The following is a 17,400-nucleotide window of genomic DNA, read 5'->3' as shown; positions in this document are numbered from 1 at the left end:
TATGCGACGACTACCGGTATATTTCCTGCTGGACACCTCCGGTTCCATGTATGGGGAACCCATTCAGGCACTGAACAATGCCCTGAGCGGAATGGTCAATAATCTTCGTATGGATGCCCATGCCCTGGATTCCCTGTGGCTCAGCATCATCACCTTCGACAGGGAAGTAAAGGAACTGGTACCGCTCACCGAACTGGTGAGCTTCCAGTTGCCCGAAATTACCTGCCCGCAGAGTGGACCCACCCATACAGGACAGGGACTGGAATATCTCTATGGTAAAGTAACCAACGATGTACAACGCGGAACGGCCACCCAGAAAGGAGACTGGCGTCCGCTGTTATTCATCTTTACAGATGGAAAACCATCCGATCAGCTGCTTTACCGCGAGATGATCCCCAAAATAAAAAGCCTCAACTTCGGCGCCATCGTAGGATGCGCCGCCGGCAAAGCGGCAGACAACGATATGCTCAAAGAACTGACCGACACCGTGGTGCACCTCGATACCGCCGACAGCGCCACCCTGCGCCAGTTCTTTAAATGGGTGTCCGATACCATCGAACAAGGCAACAAAAGCATGGGCACCACCTCACAGGTAGCCCTGCCACCGCCCCCCCAGGAAGTGAATTTAGTGATCTGATCAACGAATTATGAACGTAAAACTTATAGGGCACGACTTTAAAAGCCTGCAGGTAGAATTAACCCACAACGAGAAATTTTATTGTGAGAAAGGAGCCCTGATCTATTATGAAGAAGGTATCCATTCTTCGCTCAACGTGTTTGATAAAGGCCTCGCCGGCGTACTGAAAAGAAAACTCACCGGCGAAAGCATTTTCCAGGTGGAACTCTGTAACACCAATATTAACCCGAAGAAACTCATGGTGGCCGGCAAAGTAGGTATGCTGCCGGTCAACCTGAAAAACATCTCCGGCGGCATCATCTGCAGAGCCGGATACTATGTGGCCTCCTCCGATAAAGTCGATATCGACGCGAAGCTGAACCTCACCTCGCTCATCGGCGGCACCGGCCTCATTATGCAGAAAATCACCGGCTTCTGCACGGTATTCCTCGATGTGGTCGGCACTGCCACCACGCTGGACCTCGCAGCCGGTCAAACGGTTTTTGTGGATGAGAAAAGTTTTATCTGTATGAATGCTGATATGCAAAACAGGATGTCGTCACACTTCTCCGGTAGTAATATGCTCGGCGGGGAAGGGCTCTCCATGCTCAAAATCACAGGGCCGGGCACCGTATACATCACCTCCGTAAACTTCAGATAATGAGAAGACTCCCCATTTATTTTCTGATAGACGTCTCCGAATCTATGGTCGGAGAACCTATACAACAGGTGGAAGAAGGCCTGTCTCAAATTATCCAGGCACTCAAAGCCGACCCCTACGCTATTGAAACCGTCTGGGTTTCTATTATCGTCTTCGCAGGACAAGCCAAAACACTGGTGCCCCTGCAGGAGATCATCAATTTCTACCCGCCCCGTTTCCCCATCGGCGGCGGTACCTCGCTCAGCAAAGGCCTCGGACACCTGATGTACGAGCTGCGCAAAAACCAGGTGAAAACCACCTACGAACAGAAAGGCGACTGGAAGCCCATCGTATTCCTGTTCACCGACGGCGTGCCGACCGACGATACCCGCGCCGCCATCGCAGAATGGAAGCAGAACTGGCAACGCACCGCCAATATGGTGGCCATTTCCTTCGGCAACGAGACAGACGTACATGTGCTGAAAGAACTGACGGAAAACATCATCCACTTCAAAAACAGCAACGCCGCGGCGTACAAGCAGTTCTTCAAATGGGTGACAGACTCCATCAAAACCAGCAGCGAAAGCGTGGAGAAAAACGCTTCCGGCTTTGAACTGGCTAAAATATACGGAGACGATACCCTCAGCAAGGTAGATCTCACCAAACCCATCCCGCCACAGTCCTATATGGACAGCAACTACGCCGTGCTGGTGGGCAAATGCCAGAACCTGAACAGGAACTACCTGATGAAATACCGCCGCTCCGAAGAGGAAGCCAAAATATACGGGCTGGACATCAACCGCCTGTCATACCGGCTGGTAGGCGCTTTCCAGGTAGACCAGACCTACCAGGAACTGTCGGACGAGAGCGCAGGCCCTTCCCGTATCAACAGCGATGAACTGATCGGAAACCCTACCTGCCCCTGCTGCGGCAACCAGGTGGCCTTCGCCATGTGCGTCTGCGGCCAGATACACTGCATCGGGGAGGAGCATATCAGTACCTGCCCATGGTGCGGCAATAAAGGGACGTACGGCATCGGTGAAGGCGGATTCGACGTTAACCGCGCCCAGGGCTAAAAAGGAATCAACAGCATGTCAAAAAAATATATCCGCGAACTGTTTGCCGCTAAAAATATTACCATTGCCGGCAGCAAACAACACCTGTTCGATGCCTTTGTAGATGATGAACAACATCAGCAAATAGCCAGGCAGATACTGGAAAACCAACAACGACTCATGGACATATGGCAGTATAAAAACAGACTGGCTGATATCCAGCAACAACCGGTCACCATCCCGAATGCTACCGTGGGCAAGCCATACCAGGCTACGCTCGATTTCCGGCAGCTGAACTGGTCCGACGTTACATGGACAGCCATCGAAGGGCTGGAAGAATACGGGCTGCAATACGATCCCGCCACCGGCGGGATACAGGGTGTTCCCGTGAAAAGCGGCGATATCCGCCTGAAACTGCAGTTCCGCCTCGCCGGCGGCGATACCAGCGCAGCAGCCCACGAAAAAGTGCTGCCGCTGGTCATCAACCCCGACCCCCGCTCACTCTGGAAAAGCATTCCCAGCGATATGGCCGGCCCCTTCTGGAAAGCAGATGATGTCGCCGAATTCGCCCCGCTGGGCGACCGCTTCGTGACCGTCGCCTCCAAACGCGGACGCTCCCACGCCAACGTAGGCTCTTTCCGGGACGACGACTACGCCTTCCGGCACCTGGAACCCTCCGGCTGGAGCGTGCTGGCCGTATCAGACGGCGCCGGCAGCGCCAGACTGTCCCGCGAAGGCTCCCGGCTGGCCTGCACCGGCATCATAGACTATTTTGAACAGTTCTTTAAGACCGCGCCCACAGCCGACATCGATGCCCTTTTCGGAGAACATGCCGCTGGTACCGGTACCGATACACAAAAGAAAATCAACCGCCTCGTGTATGACACACTGGGCAAGGCTGCCTTCGCGGTACATAAAAAACTGGAAGAATTTGCCGCCGCTCAACAGGTTTCCATAAAAGATCTGCATTCCACCCTTATATTTGTGCTGCTGAAAAAGTATGCATTTGGCTATGTCATCATGAGCTTCGGGGTAGGAGACTGCCCCATCGGACTGTTGAACAAGGACTGTTCCGCTGTCACGCTGATGAACCGGCTTGACGTAGGAGAATTCGGAGGCGGCACGCGGTTCATTACCATGCCTGAAATCTTTACGAGCGACAAATTCCCTACCCGCTTCGGTTTTAAACTGGTCCCGGACTTCGCTTATCTCATGCTGATGACCGACGGTATCTACGATCCCAAATTCGTGGTGGAAGCTAACCTGGAGAAACTGGACACGTGGAAAGCGTTTCTGGCGGACCTGAACGGCAACAACCCGGAAAACGTGGCCCTGCCACTGGGAGCGCACTCCCCGGAAAGCGCCGGCCGCCTGTCGGCCTGGATGGATTTCTGGAGCCCCGGCAATCACGACGACAGGACCCTGATGATCATCAGTTAATTGCATATTGATTAGGTAACACCATAACATCATGAACACTAAAACTGTCCATTCCGTCATTAACACAGGCAAGTCGTATCAGTATATCGATAACGGCGAACCGATGCGTGGCGGGATGAAAGACGTGTATTTCAGCCCCGATAAATCTTATGTGGTGGCGTTCTACCGGGATGAACAGGATTTTAGCTCCCGCGAACGCCTGCGCAAAATTGTGACCGAATACTATAACAGCTTCTTTAACCGCGAAGGCGGCCACTACTACAAAGACCTGTACTGCTGGCCTACCGATATGGTGGAACTGGATAAAAAAGTAGGGCTCGTCGTGCCCTGTTATAATCAAAACTTCTTTTTCAAAAAAGGATACGCCACCAACGACCTGATCAAAGGCAAGGAAAAAGAAGGCAAATGGTTTGCCTCGCCCAAATTCAGGAACAAACAGTTCGCCCTGCGGCTCGATGAAGCGGAACTGGGCAACTGGCTCAGCTATTTCCAGATCTGCGTCAACATCGCCCGCGGCGTCAAACGCCTGCACGCGGCAGGTCTGGCCCATTCCGACCTGTCTTACAAAAACGTGCTGGTAGACCCGGTCAGCAAATCGGCCGCCATCATCGATATAGACGGCCTCGTGGTGCCCGGCCTTTTCCCGCCCGACGTCATCGGTACCGCCGATTTTATTGCGCCGGAAGTACTGGCCACCAAACATCTCGACGTTAAAGACCCGAACCGCAAGCTGCCCAACCGGTTGACCGACCTGCACGCACTGGCGGTGATGATCTATATGTACCTGCTGTACCGCCATCCCCTGAAAGGAGGCAAAGTACATGACCTGGACACGGAGAAAGACGACCTGCTGTCCATGGGCGAAAAAGCCCTGTTCATCGAACATCCGCAGGATACGTCCAACAGGCCCAAACTGAACCAGCTCAACCCGAAGGAACTGCCCTGGGCCGATATCACCAAACTGCCATACACCATCACCGGCCCTTACCTGAAAGAGCTGTTCGACCAGGCTTTCATTACCGGCCTGCATCAGCCCAACAACCGGCCGCCGGCAGAAATGTGGGAACAGGCGCTGCTGAAAACCACCGACCTGATGCAGCCCTGCAGCAACGCAGCCTGCGAACAGAAATGGTATGTATTTGATAATACCATCTCCCCGAAATGCCCGTTCTGCGGTACGCCGCATAAAGGCACGCTGCCGGTGCTGGACCTGTATTATGAATTTAAACCGACCGTCTGGAAACCGGAAAATCACCGGTTAATGGTCTATCATAACCAATACCTGTTTCAATGGCATGCCAACCGGAACATCATCCGCAATGAACGGCTGACCCCCGAACAGAAAGTGCCCGTAGGCTATTTTACCTTCCACCAGGACAAATGGGTGCTGGTCAACCAGAAACTGACCTCCCTTAAAGACCTGACGGAAGACAAAGAGATACCCCCGGTACCATGGTGGAACTGACAGATGGTAAAAAACTCCTGCTCTCCCGCGAAGAAGGCGGCAGGGTAGTAGTGATCACAATGGCGAACAAATAAGAACTATAAAAAACACACTGAAATGAATTTTGCAGAACTGTTCCAACAAATTCTTGACAATCCCATCCCATCCCTGATCGTAGTGGGGAACCTGATTATCATCGAAAGTTTGCTTTCCGTTGATAATGCGGCGGTACTGGCCACCATGGTAATGGACCTGCCCGAAAAACAACGTGACCGCGCCCTGAAGTATGGTATCTTTGGCGCTTATTTGTTCCGTGGTCTTGCGATGCTGTTTGCCTCCTTCCTGATCCAGTTCTGGTGGCTGAAAGCACTTGGCGGCCTGTACCTGCTTTACCTGGTATTTGCCTGGGTGAGGGACAAACGTGCTAAAGCCAAAGCGGCGGAAGCAGAGGAAGAAGAATCCATCGACAAGGAAAAAAACTGGCTGTACAAAATGACCGTAGGCGCTATCGGTCCCTTCTGGGCCACTGTGGCGCTGGTAGAGCTGATGGACATGGCCTTCTCTATTGATAACATCTTCGCGGCGGTAGCTTTTACGGACAACATCCTGCTGGTATGCCTCGGCGTGTTTATCGGTATCCTCGCCATGCGTTTTGTAGCGCAGGCTTTCGTAAAACTGATGACGAGATTTACCTTCCTGGAAACAGCTGCCTATATCGTGATCGCCATCCTGGGCCTGAAACTGTCCCTGTCCCTGTGGGAACACTATAACACAGAGTCTCCCATTACCAAATTCCTGGAGAGCCATATCGCGGACGTATGGACTTCCATTCTGACGGTGAGCGTGTTTGTAGTGCCCATCGTTACTTCTGCGCTGTTCAACGTGCCTAAAAGAGGCGCTGCTGCCCAGTTGGAAGGCAAGAAAGCATAATCACCAAATAGGTAAATAACCAAATAAAAAAATGATTAAATGAGAAAGTTGCATCGGTCTTCGGGCTGATGCAATTTTTTTTAGAAGGTATCGGTGTTGAGCATGGTGCGCAGGATGTTGGTCTGCACATCGTAGTTGCCGATTTTCTGGAGGAAGTCCACTTCGGAGATTTTATCATAGTACTCCTGCAGTAAAGTCCGCACGGTATCCGGGATGGCGGTTTTCAGGATATTGGCCCTGCTTTCGAGCTGATCGTTTTTGTCGGTCATTTCCTGTATGATCCGCGCTTTTTTGGACATGGAGTTGGTCCAGTCGATATCCGGGATCTCTGAAAGATCGCAGAGAAGGAACAGGTTTTTGGACGGGAAGTAGAGGAAGTGCCGGTCTGCGTCGAGGAAGCGGTACACTTCGGCGATCATGCCGCCGGTTTTGAGGCCGCAGAAAAATTCGGTACGGAACTCGTGTTTGCACAGAAGTCCCATGAGTTTCTTCTGGATGATGGCGTAGCTGTTTCTATAGATGTCAGCCGTCTCATATTGGATGAGGTTCATCATCTGTTCGGCGGAGATGTCGTAATAAAAATCCTGGGAGAAGCGGCTGCTGAAGGTGTTGATGTTTTTGGAAAACGGGTATTCGTCCGTGTTGTCAGACAAGGTCTGGTACAGCCTGCGGAGGGACAGGTTTATTTTCAGCGCCTGTTTCTGTTTGTCGAGGTCGTAGTTTTTTTCTGAAAAGACGGAGCTGTTCAGCTTCTCCATCATTTCCTTGTTGAGCTGCATTTCGTCATAGATCAGGCTTACGTTTCTTTCGTTGGAAGCCTTGATTTTTCTCAACAGTTCGATGGCAGAGGCGGTGTATTGCAGGTGGAACAGCTCCAGCTTATTAATGTCCAGTTCAGGATTGGATTCGAATAATTTATGGACAACCTGGCTTCGGAGATATATTTTATAAATAATCTCTTCTTCAAAAAAAGCGGACAGCAACTGTAGTTTGCTGATGGTTTTATTTGAGTCATTTAATATAATCGCCAGGTTATCCTCCATTATCTATACACGGTTAGCGCACGTTAGTTACATTTTTCTTCAGCTCTGTTTCCAGGTTCTGCAGTTCACCGTTGAGCACTTTACGGCTTTCGGCGCCCTGTTCATGGATTCTCTTCACTTCATGCAACGTTTCGATCAGCGACTGGGTGGTGCGTTTCAGTGTTTCGACAGACACCACGGTCTTTTCGTTTTCCCGTGCCACATCGATACTGTTCTGTTTGAGCAGGTCTGCATTTTTCTGCAGGATGGTATTGGTGGTATCGGAAATTTTGCGTTGCATTTCCACGTTGGCCTTCTGGCGTTGCAGCGCCACCGCGATGGTGAGCTGGTTTTTCCAGACGGGGATGGTGGTGGAGATGATAGACTGTGCTTTTTCTGCGATAGAGGTGTTGTTGTTCTGCACCAGTCTGATCTGCGCGAGGGACTGCAGCATGATGAAGCGTACGATCTTCATGTCTGCCAGCCTTTTATCCAGGCGGCCCACAAAATCCCGGAGGTCCGCAATTTCGTAGTCGTTATAGTTGCCGGCGTTGGCTTCCATTTCGGCCAGTTTCTGTGTCAGCTCATTGTACTTCAGTTGACCGGAGATGATCAGGTCTTCCATCTGTTTAATGTAGTTGACATTGCTGTCGAACATGGTTTGCAGGGAGCTGTTGTCTTTCAGGGAATTGATACGGCCCGCTTTGATCTTGTTGGTGATCTTGTCGATATTGGCGACTACGGTATCATACTTCTGGAAGAGTTTCTGCGCATCCATGACGAGCTTTTTCAGGAACGGGACTTTGGAGAGAAAGCTTTTGAAGCCGCCCTGGTTCAGCTCATCCACGTCGATGTAGTTCAGTTCGCTGAGCAGTTCATTGATCAGGCCACCTACTTCTCCGGAGTTGTAGGTGCGCACAGAGGTCAGGAACTCGTTGCTGTAGCGCTCCATAGAGCTTTGTACTTCAGCGCCGTAGTTCAGGATAGAGTTCACGTCGGAGGTGACCAGCGACTTATTGAGCTCATTATATTTCTGCGTTTCTTCGGGGGTAATACGGGCGAGGTCGGCATTGCCGTCCTTGTCCAGTCTTACCACGGGAAGCGCCTGATCAGTAACATTCGGATTAGATTCCATAAGGTATCGTGATTAATGAGTGATAGCATTGCAAAGGTAAGGACTACAGGTATTGCCTGGACACGGTGTCCACGGTTTCCTGTAATTTCTTGTCCCGGGTAGGTTCTCCGATGGCGTTGAACTTCCACTCGCCGTTTTTCTTATAGAAAACGCCCATTACCATGGAGGTATGTCCGGCGAAGCTGGTGCTGCCGGCGATATCGTAGGTGGCAAATACTTCATTCACACGGGAAGGGGTGCCTTCATAGATGCGGATGGAGGCGAAGGGAATGGTGCCGAAGTCGTGGCCGCGGAAGCTGTTGAGCACAAAAGCTACGTAGTTGATGCTTGGGTTCAGGCGGGACAGGTCTACGGTGATCACTTCGTTGTCGAGGCCGTCGTTGCCGTTCAGGTCGCCGGTCAGGTCATCGCCGCTGTGGCGGATGGAGCCGTCCTGGGAGCGCAGGTTACCGAAGTAAACCACTTCCTGCAGTTGTTTCTGCTCGGTGAACAGGGCGCAGCTGCCGTCCAGGTCTACCGCTTCCTTGGTTTTGGACATGCCAAAGAGGCCTTTTTTTTCGATAGCACCCCAGTTGATGCCTACACAGATATTTTGGAGTTTGCTACCGTTGCTTTTCTCGAGGCTGATGCGTTGGCCTTTTTGAAGATTGATTGCCATTGGTCAGGTAATTTATAGAATGGTATAGAATGGGTTAGTTTGAATTAGTTGTATTTGTTCAGATAATCCTGCAGACCGCCTTTCATGCCTACGCCTACGGCTTCAAATTTCCATTCGTCGCCACGTTTGTAGATGCGGCCGAATTCCACAGCGGTTTCGATGGAGAAGTCTTCTTCCAGTTCATATTTCAGGATCACTTCGTTGGTAACAGGGTCGAATATACGTACGTAGGAATTTCTCACCTGGCCGAAGTTCTGTCTTCTGGCTTCAGCTTCGTGAATGGTTACTACCACGCAGATTTCAGTGACGTTGGCTGCTGCTTTGGAGAGGTCGATTTTGATCTGTTCGTCATCGCCGCCGCCTTCGCCGGTAAGGTTGTCGCCAGTGTGTTCCACGCTGCCATCGGGAGAAACCAGGTTGTTATAAAACACAAAGTGCTGATCGGACAGGATTTTTTTGTTGTCACCCATCACAAAGATGGAAGCATCGAGGTCGAAGCTGGTGCCGGTAGAGGAGGAATTTACATCCCAGCCTAAGCCGATAGTGAATTTGGGTGCATTGATCGTCTGCCGTTGTCCTTTTTGCAAATTAATTGCCATGTTGTATGCTTTTATGTTTTCTATGAAAAATATAGTTTTTAATATACTGAAGATTTTGCTGATATGCCTCGATGGTGTGATAACCGTTGCCGATGGCCATATCATACAAAATATTAATGAACTGGTCTGACTGATTTTGCAGGAAAATACAAAATGAATCGAAATCGTAGTTCAGAATATATTTTACAATGCGGGTATTGATGGCGAACCGTTCCTCCCGGATGATTTTCTCGAGGTGGAAAATCGATTTGACAAAATGATAATTGAGGTGGTTCTCAATGTTGGGATGGATACCGGTATTCTGCAGTTCCGCATAATACAGCAGGTATAGCTCGTTGGCGAGGCCGTAGGCGTTCACCATTTTAAGGATCATGCGTTCGTGGCCGCCGGTGATGCGGATATCGTCCAGGAACACGACGGTTTTGCCGGCGAGAAATTCCCGGTCAATATGAAACGAATCGTTGCCGATCAGTTTCATCCGCTGTTCGGCGTCCAGTTCCCCGTAATCTTCCTTATAGGTGATGGTACGATGCACTTTCGTTTCCTGGACGATCGGATGCCCGTTGGCCGCCAGCCACCGGTTGAGCCGGAACACGAAGTGGTTCTTCATGGAGAAGGTGGCGGTGGGGATGAACGCATACGGGCTGGATACCACCACCAGCTGCGGCACGGCGCGGCCTTTGAGGTGGTGCTCAATAAACCCGTCAGCCAAACCGACGCCGAACTTTTCTGCGACAAGGTCGTCACCAAATTTAAAACGGCTGTAGTCATCCGGGCAAAAACCGAACTGGCTGGTATCTGTGATTTTATGCAGGGAGTAAGTCGTCGTCATCAGTTAAGCAGGCTTGAAATACATTGATTGTTGGAATTGACCAGTAACGAATGAATGCCGGCCTCGCTGGCGCCTTTGATATCTGCCTTTACATTATCGCCTATGTGTATGATCTGTTGGGGCATCACTACCTCCCCGTTCCTGGTATTGGCAATAGAGCCGAGCATGAGCCGGAACATTTCAGGGTTGGGTTTGGACACGCCGGTTTCATCTGAATACAGCTGAAAATGCAGGTATTGGTCCAGTTCCAGTTCCTGTAATACTTTCCGTAGGGTGCGTCCTTTGATGAAGGCGGTGTTGCTCAGGAGGCTAAGGGTACAGTCCTGCCGCCCGTGCAACGCACGCAGTACGCCTGCGGTGGCAGAGCAATATACGGTAGGCTGGTATTGCAGTACCAGCGCTTCCATTTCGTTGTACAAAGCCTGCAGGTCTACCGTCTCAAAGTCGTACTGATGGTCGTTCATTTCGCTGATGACCATCAGGTGCAGGGTGTCCGTATCGATATTGCCGCCTGTTTTTTCGTTGATGGCGTTGGTCATCACGTCTATCCGGCGGAAGATACGTTCCACTTCTTCGAGCGTTTTTTGCCGTCGGTTAAAATGATCAAAAAAGAATTTTGTCCGCTCCCGTTTAAAGGAAGGATTAGATCTGATCAAGGTTAACCAGAGGTCAAAGGAGTAATGCTGGTATTTATTCATCAGTTGGTTATGGTGTATAATGCTCATGGACACCGCATATCACGGTGGCCGCACAAATCAGGGTTAAACCTATTTATGGTCGCATAGTGTGAATATAAGTTTTGTTTACAAACAGGACATTCCTTTTTTTATACGCATGACTGAGCCGGGATTACATCAAAAAGCCTGCCGTAGTGTTCGCCGGCTAATATAACATATAATCCTGCACGGAGATGAAAAAATTGCAGTGTTAAAGGAAGGATAACGGCGCTGTCCACCGGTTTCGTTGCTGTCAAAATGACAACTTATCTTGTGGGCGTAAAAAAGAGAGGCGCTGTGTTTAACAGTGCCTCCCTGGTGTTTCCTGCTTTCCTACGCTGGTATTACCCAGTTCAGGTTGTAAGGGTATAATCTCAGGTGTTGTGTTACCAAACCACCCCTTTTCAGAAACATCTTGTTTAAAATAGCAACAGAATCATGCCGGAAGCATCGCCCTGAAGGAAGGCGCTGATTTTCAATGAAGACCGCTATGGTCGCCGTCCTCCATTGTAGCATGGATTGCACATTCCGGGGTGTGTGCCGGGGGAATTGTTGCCTGTCCGCTATTGTTGCTTTCCTGCTGTAACCCGCCGCAGTGCTGCGATAACCAAACCGGTAGGTTGTTTGTTTCCTGTATACACGCCGTATTGTTCACCATTAAAACTTTTCTTATGGCTATCGTTAAAGTGATTGAGGTGATTGCTTCCTCAGAAAAAGGTTTTGAAGACGCTGTACAGAATGCAGTGCAGGAAGTCAGCAAAACCATCCACAACGTAGATTCTGTATTTGTAAAGGATTTTAAGGTGCATGTAAAGGATGGCAAAATCACCACCTACGGGGCCATCTGTAAAGTGTCCTTCAGGCTTGATGAAAATCGTTGACCAGCGAACAGGGATTGGGTGGGTCCGGGGTTAAAACCCGGGAGGTTCCAATCCCTTTTTCTCATCTAAACACCACTCCTAAAAAGAAGGTGATATGAAATCGATACTTATTCTGACCGATTTTTCCGATGCCGCCTTCCGGGCGGCAGAATACGCTACCAGCCTCGCGCCGGCGCTGGGCGTAGAGCGGATGATCCTTTATCATGCCTATCGCACCATGGTGCAGGGCTCAGACGTGCCGGTACCTGCACCGCAGGTGGAAAATCTGGTATATGTCGAAAATATGGAAAAGCTGGCTTCCCTGCAGGACCAGCTGCGGTTAATGACCGACGCCGACACCAAATACGAACTGCTGGCAGAAGACGCTTTCCTGCCCGATCAGCTGAACAAACTCTGCCAGGAAAGGGACGTAGCGCTGGTGGTTATGGGCGTAGCGGGGAAGACAGGGTTGCAACAGCTTTTAATGGGCAGCAATACCTCCCAGGTGCTGAAAGTAAGCGAATACCCGGTGCTGGTAGTGCCCAAAGAAGCAGTGGTAGGGAAGGGGATCAGCAGCGTGGTCTTCTCCACCGACCTGCAGAACATATCCAAAGCGTCTTTGGAGCAGTTGTACCGCTTCCTCGACCTGTTCCGTCCCGAAGTGCATGTGGTCAACGTGGAACCGCCGGCGGCAGACAAATACACCGACGATACCAAAAAACAGATCACAGCCCTGCACGAGGTACTGGAGCGCTACACGCCGGCTTTCCATTATATGACCGGCACCCATATTGCCGACAGCGTACTGGAATTTGCCCGGGAACACCACGTGTCCCTGATCGTGACCGTGCCCAAGAAGCACTCCTTTATCTCTTCCATCTTCCACAAAAGCATTTCCAGGGAACTGGCCTATAATTCCCCGGTGCCTTTGCTTTCGATACCGGCGCTGCCGGAATGAGCAGGGAAGGCTGTTACGGTTTTACGGTATTCACCACGCCTTTGAAATACCCGGCCGATTCGGCGATGCCGGGCAGGGGATCCTTCATATCTTTCTCATATTCAATGCTGCAGATTCCTTTGTAGCGTACTTTGTCCAGTGCCCGCACCAGGCTGGCGAAGTCGATGACACCTCTGCCTATTTCGGTGGGTTTCCCTTCTTTGGAGGCGGCGGTAACGTCTTTCAGGTGCAGGTCAAACACCCTTTCCTTATAGGCCAGCACTGCTTTGGCCGGATCTTCGCCGGCGCGGGTGGCGTGACCGATATCGATGCACAATCCCATGCGGCCGTCCCGGTTTTTGATATGTTCCCATGCGTTGCGCGGACCGGGGTACAAGGCGTCTTCCGGGCCATGGTTATGAATAGCGAGGCGTATGTTGTGTTGTTTCACCTGTTGTTCGGTATAGTCCAGCAGTTCCGGCGTTGGTACGCCTACGATCAGGGGCACTCCCGCTTTTTTGGCATAGGCAAAAGCTTCTTCCACCGCCTGCCGGGTTTTCATATAAATAACACCTACGGCGTATACGTTGATGTCCGCGTTGCGGAACTGTGAGAGCACCGTTGCTATCTGTTCCGGGCTGCTCTGCAGCGGCAGATGGATATCTTTTACGGAGATATGACGGATGTTGGCCCGCTGCATCATCGCAATGGCCTGGTCCAGCCTGAACTGTGCGAAGGTGTACCCTGCAACGCCAACGGACAGGCGGTCTTTCGCCGGCGGCGCCACGGCGGGGCGCGCCGCGGTGGACAGCAAAGGGGAGAGGCCGGTAGCTGCCAGTCCCACGGTGGCCTGCAGCAGGAAGTTTCTTCTCGAAGACATAAGCGTACAATTGATATAACGGCCAAGATCTTCAAATTTCCCGGCATTTTTCCCGCAAATATTACCTGTGGCTGGTGTTTTCTGAAGCCCCGCGATTGTGGGTTGGAATGTTTACATTTGTTGAGCGGCCGCATTGGTTGGTGTGCCGGTCGCCATAACCTATAAAAACGAGGAAGATGAAACCACGTATGAAAGCCTATACGCCGCACCCCGCGCTGCAGGACGTTGTCAGCAGTATTACTATCTATGAGGCCGACTTTGCCCGGTCGCCGGGGCTTTCCAATATGTACCGTTTTGTGCCTACCTATCAGCGGTATATCATGTTCTACATAAAAGATCCTATCAAGGTGCTGAGGGTGTACAGCAATGATTTCCAGACCAAGTCCGTATCGCTGACGGTCGGACCTTTGGAGCGCGCTGTCACGTTGGACCTGGGACAGCATCACCTCGCGCTGGGCGTGGCTTTTAAGCCGGGGGGACTGTTTCGCCTGCTCAATATCCCGATGACGGAAATGCATGAACAGGATTTTGATACCAGCATGCTGCTGGGCAATGAAATAAAGGAAGTCAATGAGCAGCTGCAGGAGAATACGCACGACTGGGACCTGATGCTCCGGATCGTACAGACCTACCTGCTTAAAAAACTGTCCCGCCTGAAACCTATCCTGCCGGTAGACCTGGTCATGAATGAGCTGGTCACGAAGGCAGGTAATGCCACCATTGAAACGCTGGCTGCTGATGCCTGTGTGAGCGTGCGGCAGTTTGAACGGAAAGTAGTGGAGCGCACCGGTATGTCCCCTAAGCGGTATGCCCGGCTGATCCGCTTTTGTAAAGCCTACCACCTGAAAGAGTTGCATCCTGAAGCTACCTGGACGCGTATCGCGCATATGAGCGGCTACTACGATCAGATGCATTTCATCCGTGACTTTAAGGAATTTGCAGGCATTACCCCTTCTTTTATCAATGAAACGGAACTCATCAACACCGTGCGCCTTCACCGGATGATGACGCGATAAAGTAAAAAGATGTCGCATTTGTACTATTCATCTACCGGTAATCACGATAATTTTGAGGCCGGAAGAGGGGGATCCTCTTGTCTGTCCTTTACCTAACCGTATGAATGACAGGAGTTCTCAGATAGCATCTTCTTCCGCCATTCTAATCTACGTCGTCTTAATCAGTATGCCATTGTTTGTTGTACCCCATTCTTTTTGACAGGTACCGGATTCCCGGCCTTGCCATATAGTAGTAATTGGTTTGATGTGAAAAAAGCCGCACTGTCCTCCGATTGGTGCGGTTCTTTTATTTACCTTTAGTGAACCGCTTAATCCCGATATATGAAACCATTTATATTCCTCTTGTTATCAATAGTCTGTAGTGCCCTTGCTTTCGCCCAAACACCCGGCCAGTCTGCCACACGTAAAACAGCCCATGACGACCGGTCTCCTGTTTATTTTGTAGACAGCGTTCAGGTGACAGCAGCAGACCTGGCAGAATTCAACCCCAACAATGTCGCGTATGTGTATGTGTTGAAGAGCAAGGACTTGCACAGTGGGCAGGATATCAAGACTATTTTCATTGAAACGAAAACGTTTGTTCGTAACCGTTATTGGCTGGTCTTCAGCCAGGACGCCGTTTATCGTAAGCTGGTACCCTCACCGGAAGAAGATGGACCGGTGGCATACATCGTGAACGGGAAACTGCAGACAGCTACCGCGGAAAGCGATCTCGCTGCGGTCAACATTCACTCGTTCGTTAGCCTTGCCATCCTCGATAAAGCCACTTTAGAGCAACAGTACGGCGTCAAAGGAAAAAAATATGGCGTGGTAGTACAATTGAAAAAAGATCAGTGATCTTTCCGGTCGTCCTATTTCTGTTAGGTTTGTATGAATATTTTGCTATTTTTCGGCCTGCCAGTAAATTCCGTGGAATGATCAATCTGAATCTGAAGGCCGAAGCGGCCAATACGTACGATGCAATAGTAGTAGGCTCCGGCATCACCGGTGGCTGGGCAGCCAAAGAACTCTGTGAAAAAGGGCTGAAGGTGCTGATGATAGAAAGGGGCCGTCAGCTGGAACATGTAAAAGATTACGAAACGGCTACCGCCGCGCCCTGGGAAGTGCCGCACCGCGGCGTACTGACCAACGAACAGAAAAAAGGACACCAGTTCCTTATCCGCGAAAAAGTATACACAGCATTCAACCACAGCTACTGGATGAAAGACGGGGACAGCCCGTATACCGAAGAAAAACGGTTCGACTGGCAGCGTGCCGACATTGTAGGTGGCCGCTCTATCATGTGGGGCCGCGGTTCGCTGCGCCTCAGCGACCTGGACTTCGAAGCCAATGTCAAAGAAGGCATCGGCATCGACTGGCCGATACGTTATAAAGACCTGGCGCCCTGGTACTCCCATGTGGAAGCCTTTGCCGGTATCAGCGGGCAGGCCGAAGGGCTGCCGCACCTCCCGGACGGCGTGTTTCAGCCGCCGATGGAGATGAACTGTTTTGAGAAACATGTGAAAGGGAAACTGGAAGCCGCTTTCCCCGAACGCCGCATGACCATCTTCCGTACGGCCAATCTCACACAGGCCATCGGCGACCGCAACAAATGCCAGTATCGGGACCGCTGTTCCCGGGGGTGCCCTTTTGGCGCTTATTTCAGCACGCAGGCGTCTACGCTGCCGGCGGCGGTGAAAACCGGCAATCTTACCCTGCTGACAGACTCGCTGGTCAACAGTATCATCTACGACGAAAGCAAAGGAAAGGCCACCGGCGTCCGCGTTATCGATAAACATACCAAAGAGATGACCGAATATCACGCACGGATCATCTTCCTCAACGCTTCTGCGCTGGCCAGCACTTTTGTGCTGCTCAATTCCACGTCGGCCCGCTTCCCGCAGGGACTCGGCAACGACAGCGGCGTCCTGGGGCACTACCTGATGGACCACCATTTCCACGCCGGCGCCAGCGGTATCTCCGAAGAATTTGCAGATAAATACTACCACGGCCAGCGGCCTGCCGGCTTTTATATCCCGCGCTTTGCCAATGTAGGCAAGGATAAACGGGGCTACCTGCGCGGCTTCGGTTACACCGGCCACAGCAACCGTAGCGGATGGGCGAGGGGTATCGCCGAACTGGGCGTTGGCGGCGCGTTTAAAGACTATATCTCCGAACCTGGGCCATGGCAGATGGGACTGATGGGCTTCGGCGAATGCCTGCCCTACAAGGAGAATATGGTCAGCCTGGACACCAGCGTAAAAGACGCCTGGGGCCAGCCGGTACTGAAAATGAACTGCGAATTCAAAGAAAATGAAAGGATGATGCGTAAGGACATGGCCGCGGAAGCCGCCGCCATGCTGGAAGCGGCAGGACTGAAAAACGTGCAGGCTTTCGATCGCGAATCCTATCCCGGTATGGCCATCCATGAGATGGGCACTGCCAGGATGGGCAGGGATCCCAAAACATCGGTACTCAACGAATGGAACCAGGTACATGCCGTAAAAAACGTATTCGTGACCGACGGGGCTTGTATGACTTCCTCCGCCTGCCAGAACCCGAGCCTCACCTACATGGCGCTCACGGCAAGGGCGGCCAACCATGCCGTGGAAGAACTGAAACGGCAATCGCTGTAACGAAT

The 17,400-nt window shown here is 51.4% G+C and carries 18 protein-coding genes and 1 riboswitch; of the genes, 11 read left to right on the top strand and 7 right to left on the bottom strand.

Translation table 11 applies throughout. The annotated features are described in order from the left end of the window. Position 1: 1 nt before the first annotated feature. The 6 genes from HF324_RS21025 to HF324_RS21000 all read left to right on the top strand — a co-directional run bounded on the left by HF324_RS21025 (position 2) and on the right by HF324_RS21000 (position 6,125). Positions 2–637 (top strand): vWA domain-containing protein, encoded by a 636-nt coding sequence (locus tag HF324_RS21025; protein ID WP_168804363.1) that lies wholly within the window; start codon positions 2–4, stop codon positions 635–637. 10 nt (positions 638–647) lie between these two features. Beyond that, positions 648–1,277, top strand: a complete 630-nt coding sequence (locus tag HF324_RS21020; protein ID WP_168804362.1) for an AIM24 family protein — start codon at positions 648–650, stop codon at positions 1,275–1,277. After that, positions 1,277–2,332, top strand: coding sequence for a TerY-C metal binding domain-containing protein (locus HF324_RS21015; RefSeq protein WP_168804361.1), 1,056 nt, complete (start codon positions 1,277–1,279; stop codon positions 2,330–2,332). Before HF324_RS21020 ends, HF324_RS21015 begins: the two co-directional genes overlap by 1 nt. A 15-nt stretch (positions 2,333–2,347) precedes the next feature. Then, entirely contained in the window at positions 2,348–3,751 is a 1,404-nt protein-coding gene (locus HF324_RS21010; protein ID WP_168860732.1) for a PP2C family serine/threonine-protein phosphatase, read from the top strand. Positions 3,752–3,782: 31 nt separating this feature from the next. Beyond that, complete coding sequence (locus HF324_RS21005) at positions 3,783–5,216, top strand: helix-hairpin-helix domain-containing protein (RefSeq protein WP_220101215.1); 1,434 nt, start codon at positions 3,783–3,785, stop codon at positions 5,214–5,216. A gap of 96 nt (positions 5,217–5,312) precedes the next feature. Then, entirely contained in the window at positions 5,313–6,125 is an 813-nt protein-coding gene (locus HF324_RS21000; RefSeq protein WP_168804358.1) for a TerC family protein, read from the top strand. Between the two features lie 80 nt (positions 6,126–6,205). Here HF324_RS21000 and HF324_RS20995 read toward each other — a convergent pair whose 3' ends face one another. The 6 genes from HF324_RS20995 to HF324_RS20970 are packed head-to-tail and all read right to left on the bottom strand — an operon-like array spanning position 6,206 to position 11,096. Beyond that, positions 6,206–7,168, bottom strand: coding sequence for a hypothetical protein (locus HF324_RS20995; RefSeq protein WP_168860731.1), 963 nt, complete (start codon positions 7,166–7,168; stop codon positions 6,206–6,208). Positions 7,169–7,181: 13 nt separating this feature from the next. Next, the gene (locus HF324_RS20990) at positions 7,182–8,282 is read right to left on the bottom strand and encodes a toxic anion resistance protein (protein WP_168804356.1); all 1,101 of its coding nucleotides are present in this window, start codon (positions 8,280–8,282) and stop codon (positions 7,182–7,184) included. Between the two features lie 43 nt (positions 8,283–8,325). Beyond that, a complete protein-coding gene (locus HF324_RS20985; protein ID WP_168804355.1) occupies positions 8,326–8,940 on the bottom strand; it encodes a TerD family protein in 615 nt (204 codons plus the stop codon). 44 nt (positions 8,941–8,984) lie between these two features. Next, positions 8,985–9,539, bottom strand: a complete 555-nt coding sequence (locus HF324_RS20980; protein WP_168804354.1) for a TerD family protein — start codon at positions 9,537–9,539, stop codon at positions 8,985–8,987. After that, entirely contained in the window at positions 9,529–10,371 is an 843-nt protein-coding gene (locus HF324_RS20975; protein WP_220101214.1) for a phosphoribosyltransferase family protein, read from the bottom strand. Before HF324_RS20975 ends, HF324_RS20980 begins: the two co-directional genes overlap by 11 nt. Then, positions 10,371–11,096 carry an HAD family hydrolase gene (locus tag HF324_RS20970; protein ID WP_220100792.1) on the bottom strand — a complete coding sequence of 242 codons (726 nt, stop codon included), beginning with the start codon at positions 11,094–11,096 and terminating at the stop codon, positions 10,371–10,373. The genes HF324_RS20975 and HF324_RS20970 overlap by 1 nt, the downstream gene beginning before the upstream one ends. 304 nt (positions 11,097–11,400) lie before the next feature. Then, a riboswitch (TPP riboswitch) is annotated at positions 11,401–11,500 on the bottom strand. A 258-nt stretch (positions 11,501–11,758) separates the two neighbouring features. Here HF324_RS20970 and HF324_RS20965 point away from each other — a divergent pair. Together HF324_RS20965 and HF324_RS20960 are read left to right on the top strand one after the other, a co-directional pair. Further along, a complete protein-coding gene (locus HF324_RS20965) occupies positions 11,759–11,968 on the top strand; it encodes a dodecin family protein (RefSeq protein WP_168804353.1) in 210 nt (69 codons plus the stop codon). Between the two features lie 94 nt (positions 11,969–12,062). Then, the gene (locus tag HF324_RS20960) at positions 12,063–12,905 is read left to right on the top strand and encodes a universal stress protein (protein WP_168804352.1); all 843 of its coding nucleotides are present in this window, start codon (positions 12,063–12,065) and stop codon (positions 12,903–12,905) included. A gap of 13 nt (positions 12,906–12,918) precedes the next feature. Here the strand turns inward: HF324_RS20960 and HF324_RS20955 are convergent, their stop codons facing one another. Next, positions 12,919–13,764: a sugar phosphate isomerase/epimerase family protein gene (locus HF324_RS20955; protein ID WP_168804351.1), complete on the bottom strand. Its 846-nt coding sequence runs from the start codon at positions 13,762–13,764 to the stop codon at positions 12,919–12,921. 176 nt (positions 13,765–13,940) lie between these two features. Between HF324_RS20955 and HF324_RS20950 the strand changes: the two genes are divergently transcribed. The 3 genes from HF324_RS20950 (at position 13,941) to HF324_RS20940 (ending at position 17,395) form a co-directional block, all read left to right on the top strand. Next, positions 13,941–14,780, top strand: coding sequence for a helix-turn-helix domain-containing protein (locus HF324_RS20950; protein WP_168804350.1), 840 nt, complete (start codon positions 13,941–13,943; stop codon positions 14,778–14,780). Positions 14,781–15,101: 321 nt separating this feature from the next. Further along, positions 15,102–15,617 carry a hypothetical protein gene (locus HF324_RS20945; protein WP_168860730.1) on the top strand — a complete coding sequence of 172 codons (516 nt, stop codon included), beginning with the start codon at positions 15,102–15,104 and terminating at the stop codon, positions 15,615–15,617. Positions 15,618–15,694: 77 nt separating this feature from the next. Then, positions 15,695–17,395 (top strand): GMC oxidoreductase, encoded by a 1,701-nt coding sequence (locus HF324_RS20940; protein WP_168804348.1) that lies wholly within the window; start codon positions 15,695–15,697, stop codon positions 17,393–17,395. Positions 17,396–17,400 lie beyond the last annotated feature (5 nt).

The sequence above is a fragment of the Chitinophaga oryzae genome, assembly GCF_012516375.2.
GTDB lineage: Bacteria > Bacteroidota > Bacteroidia > Chitinophagales > Chitinophagaceae > Chitinophaga > Chitinophaga oryzae.
The sequence above is the reverse complement of the archived record's forward strand: the minus strand, read 5'-3'. Positions and strand labels throughout refer to the sequence as shown.

Bases quoted from the DNA above. Each gene is read 5' to 3' on its own strand.
- HF324_RS21010 (WP_168860732.1), top strand. From the start codon at position 2,348: ATGTCAAAAAAATATATCCGCGAACTGTTTGCCGCTAAAAATATTACC.
- HF324_RS21025 (WP_168804363.1), top strand. From the start codon at position 2: ATGCGACGACTACCGGTATATTTCCTGCTGGACACCTCCGGTTCCATG.
- HF324_RS21015 (WP_168804361.1), top strand. From the start codon at position 1,277: ATGAGAAGACTCCCCATTTATTTTCTGATAGACGTCTCCGAATCTATG.
- HF324_RS20940 (WP_168804348.1), top strand. From the start codon at position 15,695: ATGATCAATCTGAATCTGAAGGCCGAAGCGGCCAATACGTACGATGCA.
- HF324_RS20990 (WP_168804356.1), bottom strand. From the start codon at position 8,282: ATGGAATCTAATCCGAATGTTACTGATCAGGCGCTTCCCGTGGTAAGA.
- HF324_RS20960 (WP_168804352.1), top strand. From the start codon at position 12,063: ATGAAATCGATACTTATTCTGACCGATTTTTCCGATGCCGCCTTCCGG.
- HF324_RS21020 (WP_168804362.1), top strand. From the start codon at position 648: ATGAACGTAAAACTTATAGGGCACGACTTTAAAAGCCTGCAGGTAGAA.
- HF324_RS20970 (WP_220100792.1), bottom strand. From the start codon at position 11,096: ATGAGCATTATACACCATAACCAACTGATGAATAAATACCAGCATTAC.
- HF324_RS20985 (WP_168804355.1), bottom strand. From the start codon at position 8,940: ATGGCAATCAATCTTCAAAAAGGCCAACGCATCAGCCTCGAGAAAAGC.
- HF324_RS20950 (WP_168804350.1), top strand. From the start codon at position 13,941: ATGAAACCACGTATGAAAGCCTATACGCCGCACCCCGCGCTGCAGGAC.
- HF324_RS20955 (WP_168804351.1), bottom strand. From the start codon at position 13,764: ATGTCTTCGAGAAGAAACTTCCTGCTGCAGGCCACCGTGGGACTGGCA.
- HF324_RS20995 (WP_168860731.1), bottom strand. From the start codon at position 7,168: ATGGAGGATAACCTGGCGATTATATTAAATGACTCAAATAAAACCATC.
- HF324_RS20980 (WP_168804354.1), bottom strand. From the start codon at position 9,539: ATGGCAATTAATTTGCAAAAAGGACAACGGCAGACGATCAATGCACCC.
- HF324_RS20975 (WP_220101214.1), bottom strand. From the start codon at position 10,371: ATGACGACGACTTACTCCCTGCATAAAATCACAGATACCAGCCAGTTC.
- HF324_RS21000 (WP_168804358.1), top strand. From the start codon at position 5,313: ATGAATTTTGCAGAACTGTTCCAACAAATTCTTGACAATCCCATCCCA.
- HF324_RS20965 (WP_168804353.1), top strand. From the start codon at position 11,759: ATGGCTATCGTTAAAGTGATTGAGGTGATTGCTTCCTCAGAAAAAGGT.
- HF324_RS21005 (WP_220101215.1), top strand. From the start codon at position 3,783: ATGAACACTAAAACTGTCCATTCCGTCATTAACACAGGCAAGTCGTAT.
- HF324_RS20945 (WP_168860730.1), top strand. From the start codon at position 15,102: ATGAAACCATTTATATTCCTCTTGTTATCAATAGTCTGTAGTGCCCTT.